Origin of the sequence: Nocardia sp. NPDC058497, assembly GCF_042720195.1 — a bacterium.
In the GTDB taxonomy this organism is placed as follows: Bacteria; Actinomycetota; Actinomycetes; order Mycobacteriales; family Mycobacteriaceae; genus Nocardia.
The window spans coordinates 1-13,349 of record NZ_JBHXMY010000114.1 but is presented as its reverse complement, the minus strand read 5'-3'; the positions used below and the strand labels follow the sequence as shown (position 1 = coordinate 13,349).

Annotated in this window: 15 protein-coding genes; 10 read left to right on the top strand and 5 right to left on the bottom strand. The window is 69.7% G+C overall.

Annotated features, from left to right (window positions below):
* Window positions 1–161: 161 nt before the first annotated feature.
* Entirely contained in the window at window positions 162–800 is a 639-nt protein-coding gene (locus ACFWPJ_RS10875; protein ID WP_378849623.1) for a PadR family transcriptional regulator, read from the bottom strand.
* Between the two features lie 121 nt (window positions 801–921).
* Between ACFWPJ_RS10875 and ACFWPJ_RS10870 the strand changes: the two genes are divergently transcribed.
* From ACFWPJ_RS10870 to ACFWPJ_RS10850, 5 genes are all read left to right on the top strand, one after another.
* Window positions 922–1,860, top strand: a complete 939-nt coding sequence (locus tag ACFWPJ_RS10870; RefSeq protein WP_378849621.1) for an ATP-binding cassette domain-containing protein — start codon at window positions 922–924, stop codon at window positions 1,858–1,860.
* The gene (locus tag ACFWPJ_RS10865; RefSeq protein WP_378849619.1) at window positions 1,857–2,663 is read left to right on the top strand and encodes an ABC transporter permease; all 807 of its coding nucleotides are present in this window, start codon (window positions 1,857–1,859) and stop codon (window positions 2,661–2,663) included. The genes ACFWPJ_RS10870 and ACFWPJ_RS10865 overlap by 4 nt, the downstream gene beginning before the upstream one ends.
* A gap of 153 nt (window positions 2,664–2,816) precedes the next feature.
* Window positions 2,817–3,998, top strand: a complete 1,182-nt coding sequence (locus ACFWPJ_RS10860) for an ATP/GTP-binding protein (protein ID WP_378849617.1) — start codon at window positions 2,817–2,819, stop codon at window positions 3,996–3,998.
* A gap of 108 nt (window positions 3,999–4,106) precedes the next feature.
* The gene (locus ACFWPJ_RS10855) at window positions 4,107–4,454 is read left to right on the top strand and encodes a hypothetical protein (RefSeq protein ID WP_378849616.1); all 348 of its coding nucleotides are present in this window, start codon (window positions 4,107–4,109) and stop codon (window positions 4,452–4,454) included.
* A 73-nt stretch (window positions 4,455–4,527) separates the two neighbouring features.
* Window positions 4,528–5,049, top strand: coding sequence for a GNAT family N-acetyltransferase (locus ACFWPJ_RS10850; RefSeq protein ID WP_378849614.1), 522 nt, complete (start codon window positions 4,528–4,530; stop codon window positions 5,047–5,049).
* 3 nt (window positions 5,050–5,052) lie between these two features.
* Here the strand turns inward: ACFWPJ_RS10850 and ACFWPJ_RS10845 are convergent, their stop codons facing one another.
* Window positions 5,053–5,703, bottom strand: coding sequence for an amino acid-binding protein (locus tag ACFWPJ_RS10845; protein WP_378849612.1), 651 nt, complete (start codon window positions 5,701–5,703; stop codon window positions 5,053–5,055).
* Between the two features lie 221 nt (window positions 5,704–5,924).
* Here ACFWPJ_RS10845 and gatC point away from each other — a divergent pair, with 221 nt between their 5' ends.
* On the top strand, window positions 5,925–6,221 hold the full coding sequence (gene gatC / locus ACFWPJ_RS10840) for an Asp-tRNA(Asn)/Glu-tRNA(Gln) amidotransferase subunit GatC (RefSeq protein ID WP_067493225.1): 297 nt from the start codon (window positions 5,925–5,927) through the stop codon (window positions 6,219–6,221).
* A complete protein-coding gene (gatA, locus tag ACFWPJ_RS10835) occupies window positions 6,218–7,705 on the top strand; it encodes an Asp-tRNA(Asn)/Glu-tRNA(Gln) amidotransferase subunit GatA (RefSeq protein ID WP_378849610.1) in 1,488 nt (495 codons plus the stop codon). The genes gatC and gatA overlap by 4 nt, the downstream gene beginning before the upstream one ends.
* Before the next feature lie 54 nt (window positions 7,706–7,759).
* Here the strand turns inward: gatA and ACFWPJ_RS10830 are convergent, their stop codons facing one another.
* Both ACFWPJ_RS10830 and ACFWPJ_RS10825 read right to left on the bottom strand, forming a co-directional pair.
* The gene (locus tag ACFWPJ_RS10830; protein WP_378849608.1) at window positions 7,760–8,194 is read right to left on the bottom strand and encodes an SRPBCC family protein; all 435 of its coding nucleotides are present in this window, start codon (window positions 8,192–8,194) and stop codon (window positions 7,760–7,762) included.
* A gap of 40 nt (window positions 8,195–8,234) precedes the next feature.
* Complete coding sequence (locus ACFWPJ_RS10825) at window positions 8,235–8,999, bottom strand: hypothetical protein (RefSeq protein ID WP_378849606.1); 765 nt, start codon at window positions 8,997–8,999, stop codon at window positions 8,235–8,237.
* 165 nt (window positions 9,000–9,164) lie between these two features.
* Here ACFWPJ_RS10825 and ACFWPJ_RS10820 point away from each other — a divergent pair, with 165 nt between their 5' ends.
* Both ACFWPJ_RS10820 and ACFWPJ_RS10815 read left to right on the top strand, forming a co-directional pair.
* Complete coding sequence (locus tag ACFWPJ_RS10820) at window positions 9,165–10,328, top strand: sensor histidine kinase (protein ID WP_378849605.1); 1,164 nt, start codon at window positions 9,165–9,167, stop codon at window positions 10,326–10,328.
* Between the two features lie 123 nt (window positions 10,329–10,451).
* Window positions 10,452–11,117 carry a response regulator gene (locus ACFWPJ_RS10815; protein WP_378849603.1) on the top strand — a complete coding sequence of 222 codons (666 nt, stop codon included), beginning with the start codon at window positions 10,452–10,454 and terminating at the stop codon, window positions 11,115–11,117.
* 10 nt (window positions 11,118–11,127) lie between these two features.
* On the opposite strand, the gene ACFWPJ_RS10810 is transcribed toward ACFWPJ_RS10815, so the two are convergent.
* The gene (locus ACFWPJ_RS10810) at window positions 11,128–12,030 is read right to left on the bottom strand and encodes a hypothetical protein (RefSeq protein WP_378849602.1); all 903 of its coding nucleotides are present in this window, start codon (window positions 12,028–12,030) and stop codon (window positions 11,128–11,130) included.
* A 196-nt stretch (window positions 12,031–12,226) separates the two neighbouring features.
* Here ACFWPJ_RS10810 and ACFWPJ_RS10805 point away from each other — a divergent pair.
* The coding region (locus ACFWPJ_RS10805; RefSeq protein ID WP_378849600.1) for a serine/threonine-protein kinase at window positions 12,227–13,349 on the top strand (1,123 nt) is incomplete at its 3' end.

Sequence of the window (13,349 nt, the reverse complement as noted above, 5' to 3'; positions counted from 1 at the left end):
CACACATGCGGGCCACCCACCCGTCTCGTCGCCGCGGGCCCGTCGCCCGGCCGGTGGGGGTGTGCCCCGCATGCTAGTGCGTCGCAGGCGGACACGCCCGGCTACTGCCACCGACCGTGGGTGTGAACCTGCAGGGCAAGGGTATTGATTCGCAGGGAGCGTCAGCGGGAGTCCGCAGGATGCGGTCCTGTCGCGAACGGGTTCGGCTCATCGTCGGCGAGTACACCGACGAACGGGTCACCCTCACCGGTGAAAACGTACGCGCCGCCTTCGATGCGGTCTATCAGGCCGTGGGTCCATGCCGCTTCGCTGTCGGCCGAGTGCACCCACATGTTCATGATCTCGCCGATGTGACCGAGCTGTCCGGGGCCCTGTTCCGGCGTGTAGTACTCGGTGACCGAGGCACGCCATTGTTCGAGCCCGGCAATGCGCTGGCGGAGGAGGGTGACGGCTTCGTCGCGGGGCAGGTCGACGATGAAGCCGATGGCTGCCGAGAGCATGTCCATCTTCTGGTCGTAGGAGGTCAGGGCCTGGCGCAGCAGGGTGAAGTACTCCTCGGTGCCCTTGTCGTTGATCTCGTATTCGACGCGGGGTGGGCCGCCGACGGTGCTGGGCGCGACCTCGTGTTCGACGAGGAGTCCCTGCTTGGCCATCTGCTTGAGCGCGTGGTAGATCGAGCCGGGCTTGGCATTGGACCACTCATGGGCGCCCCAGAATTCCAGGTCGTTGCGGACCTGATAGCCGTGTGCTCGTCCGTGTTGCCGGACCGCGCCGAGGACGAGCAGGCGGATCGCTGACATGGACGTCTCCCTTCTGATCAACTTTGACCAAACTAGCAGTATTCAAGTTTGACTAATCGGCGCGGGAGTCGTACCTTGGCCGTCTAGTCAAGTTTGATCAATGAGTGATGGAGGGGCTGAAGTGACTGACCACGATCCGGCGATCGTCGTCGAAGGCCTGCGGAAGAACTACGGGGCCAAGCGGGCTCTGGACGGCCTCGATCTCACTGTCCGGGCCGGTACCGTCCACGCGGTGCTCGGCCCGAACGGCGCGGGCAAGACCACGGCCGTGCGCATCATGTCGACACTGCTGCGTCCCGAGGAGGGGCGGGTAGAGGTGGCGGGCCTCGATGTGCGCGAGGACGCCGACCGGGTGCGCTCCCGGATCGGGCTGCTCGGGCAGAACGCGGCCGTCGACGAGGAGCTCAGCGGGCGGCAGAACCTGGAGATGTTCGGGCGCCTCTATCACCTGGGCGCGCGCCGCGCCGGCGTCAGAGCCGACGAGCTCCTGGCGCGGTTCGGCCTTGGGGACACCGGAAAGAAGGCCGTCAAGCAGTACAGCGGCGGCATGCGCAGGCGGCTCGACCTCGCGGCCTCGCTCATCTCCCAGCCACAGGTGCTCTTTCTGGACGAGCCGACGACCGGGCTCGATCCCCGCGGTCGCACGGAGGTGTGGAACTCGGTGCGATCGCTGGTCGACGGCGGCACCACCGTCCTGCTGACCACCCAGTACCTGGAGGAGGCCGATCAGCTGGCCGACCGGATCTCGGTAATCGACCACGGCAAAGTCATCGCGGAGGGCACCGCCGACGAGCTGAAGTCGAAGACGGGCGGCGACCGCATCGACGTGGTCCTGCACGACATTTCCCAGCTGACGCTCGCGGCCTCGCTGCTGCCCGGCGATGCCGTGGTGGACGAGGACCGGCGGATGGTCAGCGCCTCGGTCAGCGACCGGATGGCGGCCCTGACCGAGACCGTCCGGGCGTTGGCGGCGAACGGGATCGAGCCGGAGGACATCGCGGTCCGGCGCCCGACGCTCGACGAAGTCTTCCTGCATATGACGAAGGAGAACGCGGCATGAGCACGACGTGGCAGAGGGATTCGACGCTGAGCTGGGCGGTGGCCGACTCGTGGACGATGACCAGGCGCGAGCTGGCGCACTGGGCACGCCAGCCCGTGCAGTTGGTCGTCGGGCTGGTCTTCCCGGTGATGCTGCTGCTGATGTTCAGCTACCTGATCGGTGGTGGCCGTGGCATCGACGGCGACTTCAAGGACTATCTGGTCCCCGGCATGCTGACGATGACCATGGCCTTCGGCCTCGAGTCGACGATGCTCGCGGTCACCCAGGACCTGAACAAGGGTGTCATCGACCGGTTCCGCTCGATGCCGATGAACTCGGCCGCGGTCCTGGTCGGCCGCAGCATCGCCGACATGCTGCAGTCGGCGGTCGGGCTGACGGTGATGATCGCGGTCGGGTACGCGATCGGCTGGCGCTGGCACGGCGGCGTCGCCGCGTTCCTCGGCGCGGTGGGGCTCCTGCTGCTGCTCCGGTTCGCGATGCTGTGGATGGGCATCTATCTGGCCATGGTCGCGGGCAAACCGGAACTGGTGCAGGCGGTCCAGATTCTGGTCTGGCCGGTCGGCTTCCTCTCCAACGCCATCGCCTCGCCCGAATCGATGCCGTCGTGGCTGGGCGCGGTCGTCGAGTGGAACCCCATGTCGGCGACGGCGACCGCGGTGCGCGGGCTGTTCGGCAACCCCGTCGCGGCGGGTGACTCGTTGGCCGCGGCCAACGCGGAACTGCTCGCGGTCCTCTGGCCGGTGGCCCTGGTCGCGGTGTTCTTCCCGCTGGCGGTGCAGCGGTTCCGGGACCTGAGCAGCTAGCGGACCCACCCGGCGAGAACATGGGTAACTCGCCGGGTACGGGCTGACCCGGCCACGTACCCCATCGCCTGCCGCGTCGACGAGCCCTTACGTCCCTTAGTCTGGCCAAAAGACTCGGAGAGGCGGACGAGCTCAGTGCTGCGTAGTTTTCAGGTGACGAACCACCGATCGCTGGCCGAGGCGCAGCAATTGCGGCTCAGTAAGGGCGTCGGTGGGCCGGTGGCGGTGCCGGTGACCGCGATACACGGCGTGGCCGCCTCGGGGAAGACGAGCCTGGTCGACGCGCTCGCGCAGATGCGGGACGCGGTCCTGCATTCGGTGAGCGGCTGGGACCCGTATGCGGGGCCGGTGCGCAGGCCGCATCTCGGATTCGCGGATCGGCCTACCGAATTCGTGGCGGGGTTCGTGGCCGAAGGCGTGCCCTACACCTACGGCTTCCGGCTCGACAATGCCGATGTGATCGCGGAGTGGCTCTACACGCATCCGCGCTCACGCAAGCGGATCGTGTTCGAACGCACCGGTGATCAGATCAAGATCGGACCGATGTTCGAGGCGGCTCGCTACGGTGTGGCGGCGCTGGTGCCGTTGGTGCGGCCCAATGCCCTGCTGCTGAGCCTGGCCGGGCAGATGTACGCCGAGGCGCTGGTGCCCGCCTATCGCTGGTTCGCGGCGAACCTGCAGGTGCAGCAGGGCGAGGCGGGCGGCGACGAACTCGCCCACGATCTCGGCAGCCACATCTCGCGCTCGCCCGACAACGCCGCGCGGCTGCTGATGCTGTTGCGTACAGCGGATCTGGGTATCGAGGATCTGCTTGTCGCCGAACATGATCCGATGTACGCCGACTACCTGCGTGATCTGGATGCCGAGATCGGTGCGCTGGCAGCACAACTCGACCATGGTGGCGATCCGATCCTGCTGGAACGCGAGCTCAGTACGCTGCGCGCCGCACGGGACGCGCTGTACCGGCGGATGGTGGATCGCCGCGGCCCCGGGCTGAGCCTGGTGCACGAGGGGATCGATGTGCCCTTCGAGCTCGCCGACGCGTCCACCGCCACCCGCTCGCTGCTGCGGGTGCTGCCCGCCATGCTGGAGGCGCTCGACACCGGGCAGGTGCTGGCCGTCGACGACCTGGGCGCCGGCCTGCCGGTGGAGGAGACCGACCGGCTCGTCCAGCTGTTCCAGAACCCGGAGACGAATGCCCGTGGCGCACAACTGATCTACACCACCGCTAACCGCGCGCTGATCGATCGCGGCAACGGCCGATCGCAGCGCACCCGCAGCGCGGTCTGGCAGCTGCGCCGCGAGCAGGGCGTCAGCGAGCTCACGCCACTGTGACGCGGGCGCGCGGCCGTTCGTGCCAGGCATGATGGGCGCTGTCGGCGAAGCCGTCGACAGACCCGCGCACGGCCGGAGCGTAGGCGGAGGTACGCCTAGCATGGGGGCATGCTCGAAGTGGTGATGGCGGCGGCCATGGTGACGATGCTGGTCGTGACGATCGGCGCGGTGGTGGCCGCCCGCTCCGGGAAGGGCGGGGGAGCGAGCCTCGAACACGGGTCGCTCTACGTGACCGGCGTCAGCGCGCTGCCCGCCATGACCGGCGAGCACTACGTCACCATCACCGGCACGCTGACCGGCCCGTCGGTCACCGGGGTCGTGGTCTATCGCCGTTTCGCCTGGGACGCGGCCCACTGGCCCGCGATCGGTGACCAGCTCCTCGTCGCCTACCCGCCGCGTAACCCGGACAACTGGGTCGCCGATCATCCCGGCCTGCGGCCCTACCTGGGGTCGTGAGCCGCGGCCTCACCGGCGGCCCGATTCGCGGGTGAGGGCGAGCTCACAGCGGTGCGGGTGAGATCATTCCGAGATGCACGGCACCTCAGCCCTCACCCCCGGCACCGGCCTCGAGATCCGCACCGCACACCCCAGCGAATACGACGCGATCTCCGCCCTGACCGTCGACGTGTACGTCGGCGACGGCTACGTCTCACCCGAGGACGACTACGTCACCGAACTGGCTGACGTCGCCCATCGCGCCACCGAAGCGCAAGTCCTCGTCGCCGTCGACGACGACGAGATCGCGGGCTCGCTGACCGTCGCGAAGCCGGGTACCCGCTATGCCGAGATCGCCCGTCCCGGCGAACTCGAGTTCCGCATGCTCGCCGTCGCGAAGCGGTCCCGCGGGCTCGGCGCGGGCACCGCGCTGGTCCGCGCGGTCGTCGCCGAGGCGCGGGCGGGCGGGTACGAGGCGGTCGCCCTCACCACCATGGCGACCATGGTCGACGCGCACCGCATCTACGAACGTCTCGGCTTCGTCGCTGTGCCGGAACGTAATTGGTCCCCGCACGACGGTTTGCCGCTCTACGTCATGCGCCTGGCACTCGCCTAGGCCTTACTGCAGAACAGTGGCGACGATGCCCGCGAGGTAGCCGAGGCGGGCGACCTCCGACGGGCGGAAGTCCGGTCCGCCCGGCCTGCCGAGCAACAGCGACCGACCGGAGTTGCCGAGCGGCGCTGCCGCCAGTTTGGTGTCCATGTCACGCCAGATCTGCGGCACCCACTCGGCCTCGCCGTCGAGCCACGCCGGCTTCTCCAGCGGCATCCACGGCGCCGAACCCGCTTGTGTCTCAGGGGCACTCGGGCTGCCGACGACGCGGTAGGCGCCGGCCGGGCCCATCCCGATGATCGTCGACCAGCCCACGCGCAGCACGCGCGGCACCCCGTCGACGAGGACCTGCAGCCGGTCGTCACGGGCGCTGGCGACCTGGTCGATCAGCTCGAGCTCGCGATGGGTGTCCAGCACGCCGGAGTACGGGCGGATGGAGTCGACGATCACATCGTGCACGGACTCCGCGGCGGTGATCAGGGTGTCGGGCAGTGCGCCGGTAGGAACTTCGACCACCAGATCGTCGATCGCGAAACCGGCGCCACGTTCGACGACATCGAGCGAGAGGATGTCCGCGCCGACCCCGCCGAGGGCGAGTGCGAGGGAACCGAGGCTTCCCGGTCGATCCGGAAGTTGCACGCGGAGCAGGAATGACACGTGCGTTCCTTTCCTAGGGCCGGGGTTGTTCGAGTCGATTACCCGGTGACGCCATACTTACACCCCTGAACGCGGGTTGCACGACTCGCAGTATGACCCCAACGGCCCGACATGCGCGAACTTTCGCGCGAGGCAGGTGCGTCCTACCCCGTCGGACCCCGCCCGGCCCCCTGACTAGGCTGTAGCCACTACTGCCCACCGAAGCCGAAAGGGGTCCCGCGGTGCCCGCAATCTCCCGCGACGAGGTCGCTCACCTCGCCCGGCTGTCCCGGCTGGCGTTGACCGACGCCGAACTCGACCAGTTCGCCGGTCAGCTGGATTCGATCCTCAGCCACGTGCGGACCATCTCCGAGGTCGCCGCCGACGTCCCCGCCACCGCGTCGCCGAACCCGACGACCAATGTGACCAGGCCCGATGTGGTCGTGCCGGGTCTGACTCCCGAGCAGGCGCTGGACCAGGCGCCCGCCGTGGAAGAACAGCGTTTCCTGGTCCCGCAGATCCTGGGAGAGGGCGAATGAGTGAGTTGACCACGCTGTCGGCGGCGGAGCTGGCGGCCAAGATCCACGGCGGCGAGGTGTCCTCCACCGAGGTCACCCAGGCGCACCTGGATCGCATCGCCGCGGTCGACGGTGAGCTCAACGCCTTCCTGCACGTCGCCGGGAACGAGGCGCTGGCCGCGGCCGCCGTCGTCGACTCCGCGCTGGCCGCGGGCGAGACCCCGGCCTCGCCGCTGGCGGGAGTTCCGTTGGCGCTCAAGGACGTTTTCACCACCACCGACATGCCGACCACCTGCGCCTCGAAGGTGCTCGAGGGCTGGATGTCGCCGTACGACGCGACGGTCACCTCCCGGCTGCGCGCCGCGGGCATCCCGATCCTCGGCAAGACCAACATGGACGAGTTCGCGATGGGCTCCTCCACCGAGAACTCCGCCTACGGCCCGACCCGCAACCCGTGGGACACCACCCGCATCCCCGGTGGTTCCGGCGGCGGTTCGGCGGCGGCGCTGGCCTCGTTCCAGGCGCCGCTGGCCATCGGCACCGACACCGGTGGCTCCATCCGTCAGCCCGCCGCGGTCACCGCGACGGTCGGCGTGAAGCCCACCTACGGCACGGTCTCGCGCTACGGCCTCGTCGCGTGCGCGTCGTCGCTGGATCAGGGTGGCCCGTGTGGTCGCACGGTGCTCGACACCGCGCTGCTGCACGAGGTGATCGCCGGCTACGACCCGCGCGACTCCACCTCCCGCGACGTGCCGGTGGCGCCCGTGGTCGAGGCGGCGCGACAGGGCGCCAACGGTGACCTGACCGGTGTGCGCGTCGGTGTGGTGCGTGAATTGCATTCCGACAGTTACCAGCCCGGCGTGCTCAGCTCCTTCGACGCCGCGGTCGCGGTGCTCAAGGATCTGGGCGCCGAGGTGATCGAGGTGTCGTGCCCGAACTTCGAGTACGCGCTGTCCTCGTACTACCTGGTGATGCCGTCGGAGGTGTCGTCGAACCTGGCGCGCTTCGATGCGATGCGCTACGGCCTGCGCGTCGGTGACGACGGCAGTCACAGCGCCGACCAGGTGATGTCGCTGACCCGCGAGGCCGGTTTCGGCCCCGAGGTGAAGCGCCGCATCATCATCGGCACCTACGCGCTGTCGGCCGGTTACTACGACGCCTACTACGGTCAGGCGCTCAAGGTCCGCACGATGATCGCGCAGGACTTCGACAGGGCCTACGAGCAGGTCGACGTGCTGGTCTCGCCGACGAGCCCGTTCACCCCGTGGAAGCTGGGCGAGAAGGTCGACGATCCGCTGGCCATGTACCTGTCGGACCTGTGCACGCTGCCGACCAACCTGGCCGGGCACTGCGGCATGTCGGTGCCGTCGGGACTGTCGGCCGACGACAACCTGCCGGTGGGCCTGCAGATCATGGCGCCCGCCCTGGCCGACGACCGCCTGTACCGGGTGGGCGCGGCCTACGAGGCGGCGCGCGGTGCGCTGCCGGTGCCCGCGGGCGTCTAGCGACACCACGCAGCGGGGTGCGCTGGGCCGAATCGGCCTGGCGCACCCCGTTTTTCAGATCTCGGTCGCCCGCTTGCCGACGCCTGCGGTCATCGCGGCGAAGCCGGCGCGCAGGTGCTTGCCGAGCGCGAGGGTTACGACGGGGCTGAGCCAGCCGGCGAGGGTGAACCGCGACTCGTAGCGGCAGCGGTCCGCGCCCAGCGGCACCACGGTGTGTGAGCGCAGGCTGTGCAGCGTGCCCAGCGGCACCGGCTTCATGGTGTAGCTGAACTCCACGCCCGGGGTGTGCGTGCGAATCCACTCCCGCTGCGGACGGCGGTTGCCGCCCAGCCGCACCTGCATGTCGATGGGCGAGCCCGGCTCCAGCGTGCTCGCCGCCTCGTAGCAGAAGGTGTTCCATTCGCCGTAGCGACCGAAATCGGTGAGAACCTCCCACACCTTCTCGGCGGGGGCGTCGATCTCGATCGTTTCGTCGATAGTGAGGGCCATGCGTGAAAACTAGGACATGTTCTAGTTTTCGGCAAGCGTCTCAGACGAGGCGGCGACGCCGTTTGCGCAGCGCGTCGATGATGACCGCCGAGGCCGCCGTCACCGCGAACAAACCCAGCACGGTGCGCGCCAGCGGCCACAGGTTCGGCCGGTCGGCCGGGTCGGTCTCCGCGAAGACGTTCTCGACCACCGGGGCGCCGTACTCCTGCCTGCGCGAGTTCACGTCGACCGCGGTGAACGCGATATCGGCCATGACGCCGCAGCGGGCCCGGGAGAACTCGTCGTCGCGCAGCTCACAGGCCGCGTGGATGCGCCGGTTCAGCGCCGCGTCCACCGAGCGCCGGGCCCAGGGGCCCAGCGGTTCGTCGACCCGCTCGGCGTAGCGCAGCATGTCGTAGCCGAGGTCGTGCGCCATGCAGGCCGGGCCGAACTCGGCGGGCAACGTCACCGGGGAGGAGCAGCTGCCGTTCGGGTTCACCAGCAGGCCGTCCTGCCGGGCCGGGTCGTAGCCGAACTTGTAGCCGAAGTCACGCGGGATCAGCGCGGTGGTGTCGGGGTCGTCGTCGGTGAGCGCGCGGACCACGGCGGCGGCGGCCGCGTTCTCGGTGCCACCACCTGGCGTGGTGCCCATGGCGCCGGGCGCCGACATGACGACGGCGGCGGCCATGGCCAGGCCCGCGGTGCACAGGGCGACACCACTGCGGCGGCGGTGCGCGGCTTCGGCCGGGCTGCCGGTGTTCGACGAGGCGGAGACTGCGGTACGGGCACGGCGAGCGGCGGGTACCGGGCGAAGCGGGGTGTTCATGGCCTCCGACGGTAAGGAGCGGGTCCGGCGGCGGGCATCCCGCTGTGGACCGGTTCTCGGGGCGCGCGGGCGGGTGACCCGGCGCCGGGGTCACACCAGGGTAGGGGGTGCGAAATCGGTCGGCGGTATGAGGTCCGCTGACCGGACGGTTCGTAGGCTCGAGCCATGTCCGGACAACTGCGCCCCGCCACGCGCCGCATCAGCGCGCGCACCTGGTTCGACCTCGCGACGGTGGCGGTCGCGCTGACCCTCTACAGCGTCGCCTGGCCGACCCTGTTCGTCACCCACGACGTGGCCGCGGGCCTGGCACCGCTGCTGGCGGCATTCGCGGCGTTCCCGATCCTGCTGGTGCGGGTCAACCCGTCGCTGGGCTGGGCCATCTCGGCGGGCGCGGCGCTGCTGTTCTCGGTCATCCTCCAGCCCCTGCCGGACAACGATCTGCCGTTCGAGGTGGTGCACGTCATCGTGCTGTTCGTGCTGCTGTTCGCGGTGGCGCTGCGGGCCGCGGTGCCGATCGTGGTGGTGGCCTGGGCGGCGCAGTCGATGCTGTTTTCCACCACCATGCCGGGTTCGGCGGACGGCCCGCTGTGGGGCTGGGTTGTCGGTTTCGGCGCGCTGGCGCTGTTCGGCTATCTGCTGCGCATCGTGGTCGCCTCGCGCCGCAAGCTGGAACGGCAGGAGGAAGTCACCGAGCTCGAACGCGCGCGCAGGGCCATCCTCGAGGAGAAGGCCCGTATCGCCCGTGACCTGCACGATGTCGTGGCCCACCACATGTCGATGGTCGTGGTGCAGGCCCAGACCGCGCCCTACCGGATCACCGATCTGGACCCGGCGGCGCGCACGGAGTTCGAGTCGATCGGCGCCACCGCTCGCACCGCGCTCAACGAGATCCGCGGGTTGCTGGGGGTGCTGCGCAGCGACGGGCAGTTGCCCGAGCACGCGCCCCAGCCGCGGGCGGTGGATGTGCCGGAACTGTGCGCGTCCGCGCAGCGTGCGGGTCTGCCGGTCGAATGGACCGTGGCCGGTGAGCTCGAGGCGGTCCCCGAGACGACCGGGCTGACGGTCTACCGGGTGGTGCAGGAATCGATGGCCAACTCGGCCAGGCACGCGCCCGGTGCGCCGGTGCTCGTCGCCGTCGCTGTCGCTCCCGACGCGGTGACGGTGACTGTGCGCAACGCGCCGTCGATTACCCCGTCGCGTCCCGGTGCGGGTGGTGGGCACGGCATCGATGGCATGCGAACCAGGGTCGAGGCGGTCGGCGGTTCACTCGCCGCGGGCCCCACCCGCGACGGCGGCTTCGAGGTCTCGGCGAAACTGCCGACCACGTAGGAGTACCTCCGTCGCGAAAGACCGAGGAACGCTTCGCGTCTGCGCCCACCAGGTGTACCTCCGCTTCGGCCATGCGCGAAAGACTGTGGACCGCTACGCGACGGCGCACACTAGGGTGGTCGAGTGGCAATTACCGTTTTGATCGCCGACGACCAGGCCATGGTGCGGCAGGGTTTCGGCGCGTTGCTGGCAGCCCAGCCCGACATCAGCGTCATCGGGGACGCGCCCGACGGCCGGGTCGCGGTGGCCGAGGCCAAGCGGTTGCGGCCCGACGTGGTCCTGATGGACGTGCGGATGCCGGAGATGAACGGGCTCGAGGCCGCCCGCGCGATCCTGGCCGCCGGTTTCGATCCGCCGGTGCGGGTGCTGATGCTGACCACCTTCGACATCGACGACTACGTCTACGAGGCGCTGAGCCTGGGCGCGAGCGGGTTCCTGCTCAAGGACGCGCCCGCCGAGGAACTGGTGCGGGCGGTGCGCGTCGTCGCCGACGGCCAGGCGCTGCTGGCGCCGACCATCACCCGCCGGTTGATCGCCGACGTCACGCGCAGGCGCAACACCGTGCGCACGCCCGCCGCGCCCGCGCTGACCTCGCTCACCCCGCGCGAACGGGAAGTGCTCGAACTCGTCGCCAAGGGGCTGTCGAACACCGAGATCGCCGAGGCGCTGTTCGTGGCCGAGCAGACCGTGAAAACCCATGTCTCCAAGGTCTTCTCGAAGCTCGGCCTGCGCGACCGGGCCCAGGCGGTGGTGCTGGCCTATGAATCGGGCCTGGTCGTCCCCGGCTGAGCGGGGTCGCTCAGCGCGGGCAGACGCCGCCGCGCAGCTCCGGCAGATGCCGGCCAAGCAGCAGTGCCATCCGGTCCAGCAGGGCGGTGGTGTCGTCGAAGGTGCCCGAATCCGCTTGTGCGGCAAGGGCGACCGCCAGCTGACCGCTGCCGACCGGCACCAGCCCGAACTGGCGCACCGTGTACACCCCGGTGTCGTCGTCGGGACCCCAGCCGCCCTTGAACTCGGTGTCGTCGAGCAGGCCGAGACCCCAGCCCTGGTCGGGCGTGATCTCGCCCATCAGCTGGGTGACGACCTCGGTCTGCGGCAGGCACGGCAGGCGCGAGGCGAACCGGACCTGGTTGGCCAGCGACCATTCGGTGCCGCCGAAGGCGGTGTAGTCGAGGTGGGTGCGCAGGCTCTCCTTGCCGGGGGAGGAGATGTCACCGGCCTCGTCGAGCACCTGCTGCACCGCCTCGGCCGCTTCCTCCCCGTCACCCAGCGATTCCCACAGCCCGTAGGCGGCGTCGTTGTCCGACACCGTGATCGCGGCCTGCACCATCTCGAAGATCGACTGGTCCTGATCGTGGCGCAGCGCGGCGACGGCCAGCGGCACCTTGATCGTCGACCAGGCGATGCCGGTGGTCCAGTCGCCGTAGATCGTCATCCGGCCGCCGCCGACCGGCATCAGCGCCATGCCGACCTGTCCAGGCAGCCGCGACTGCAACTGGGTGAACTCCGCGGCCAGCGAATCGGGCAGCATGATGGACAGGCCTGGGTGCCAGGCGTCCTCGCTGTTCACGGTCACCGTCGGAGCGCTCACGGCCGCCTGGGTGCCAGGCATGGCACACGAGACGGCAGACAGTGCGGCCGATGCCAGCACCGCACTGTGCAGCAGCCCGCGCAAGGCAGCCGCCTTTCCGATCGACTTCACCACCGAATCCTCCCCACCACCCACTGCGCGTCGGCGCCCTGCTTCGGCGGTGCAAACTACTCGTCGAGCGCGCCCGGACGATACCGGACGACAGTTAGCAAGTTTCACCGATTTTCGGCGAGAATTCGAATGAAGGTGGTCACGCCGCTGTGCGGGTGCCATGCTGGTCCGCCACAGGCGCCGGAAGGGGGTCGCAGTGCTCGACATCGGTGAGGTGTTCGCCGGGTTCACTGTCGAGCGGATGCTCGGCCAGGGCGGCATGGGAACCGTGTATCTGGCGCGGCATCCGCGGCTGGACCGGCTGACCGCGCTCAAGCTGCTCAACCGGGACCTGTTCGCCGACGAACGCATTCGCGCGCGGTTCGAACGGGAGGCCGATCTCGCGGCCGGACTCGACCATCCCGGCATCGTCACCGTCTTCGACCGTGGCGCCGAGGGTGAGCAGCTGTGGATCAGCATGCAGTACGTCGACGGGGTCGACGCCGCGACCGTCGACCCGATGACGCTGCCGCCCGAGCGGGCCGTGCAGATCATCGAAGGGGTAGCCGATGCCCTGGACTACGCGCACGGCAGGGGAGTGCTGCACCGCGATGTGAAGCCGGCCAACATCCTGCTGGCCCGATCCGGCGGCGGCCAGGGCGAGCGGGTCTTTCTCACCGACTTCGGCATCGCCCGCCTGCGCGCCGATTCCACCCACCTCACCCAGCAGGGCATGTTCACCGCGACGCTGGCCTACGCGTCCCCCGAACAGATGACCGGCGCCGAACTCGACCACCGCTCCGACCAGTACTCCCTGGCCTGCGCCCTGTACTGGCTGTTCACCGGCATCGCCCCCTTCGACTCACCCGACCCCAACGAGATCATCCGCGGCACCCTCTACCTCAACCCACCACCCCTGGCCCTGCGCCGCCAGGCACTCCCACCGGCCCTCGACGCCGTCCTGGCCGCCGCCATGGCGAAACACCCTGCGTCGCGGTTCGATTCGTGTGCCGCCTTCGCCAAGGCCGCCCGCAAGGCCCTCACCTCCAACACCCCACCCGCCCTGCCCCACCCGGCGGCTTACTACCCGCCCACCCAACAGCCGGTCCCGGTCTCCCCGGGCGCCTTTCCCCACCCGGCGCAGCCCCCGGCGCAGCCGCCGGCAATGCCTGCACCCGGCTATGCGGGAAACCCGCCGATCCAGCCTGTGCCGCAGGGCAATTGGCACCCATCCCAACCCCCACCCGCCCCCGCCGGGCCCATCGCCGCCCAGCACGCCCCAGCTGCACCACCGTTCGTTCCCCAGCCGTCTGCCCACTCAGCGCCACCTGCCTATCCGG

Bases quoted from the DNA above. Each gene is read 5' to 3' on its own strand.
- ACFWPJ_RS10830 (WP_378849608.1), bottom strand. From the start codon at position 8,194: ATGGCCCTCACTATCGACGAAACGATCGAGATCGACGCCCCCGCCGAG.
- ACFWPJ_RS10855 (WP_378849616.1), top strand. From the start codon at position 4,107: ATGCTCGAAGTGGTGATGGCGGCGGCCATGGTGACGATGCTGGTCGTG.
- ACFWPJ_RS10825 (WP_378849606.1), bottom strand. From the start codon at position 8,999: ATGAACACCCCGCTTCGCCCGGTACCCGCCGCTCGCCGTGCCCGTACC.
- ACFWPJ_RS10850 (WP_378849614.1), top strand. From the start codon at position 4,528: ATGCACGGCACCTCAGCCCTCACCCCCGGCACCGGCCTCGAGATCCGC.
- ACFWPJ_RS10865 (WP_378849619.1), top strand. From the start codon at position 1,857: ATGAGCACGACGTGGCAGAGGGATTCGACGCTGAGCTGGGCGGTGGCC.
- ACFWPJ_RS10820 (WP_378849605.1), top strand. From the start codon at position 9,165: ATGTCCGGACAACTGCGCCCCGCCACGCGCCGCATCAGCGCGCGCACC.
- gatA (WP_378849610.1), top strand. From the start codon at position 6,218: ATGAGTGAGTTGACCACGCTGTCGGCGGCGGAGCTGGCGGCCAAGATC.
- ACFWPJ_RS10875 (WP_378849623.1), bottom strand. From the start codon at position 800: ATGTCAGCGATCCGCCTGCTCGTCCTCGGCGCGGTCCGGCAACACGGA.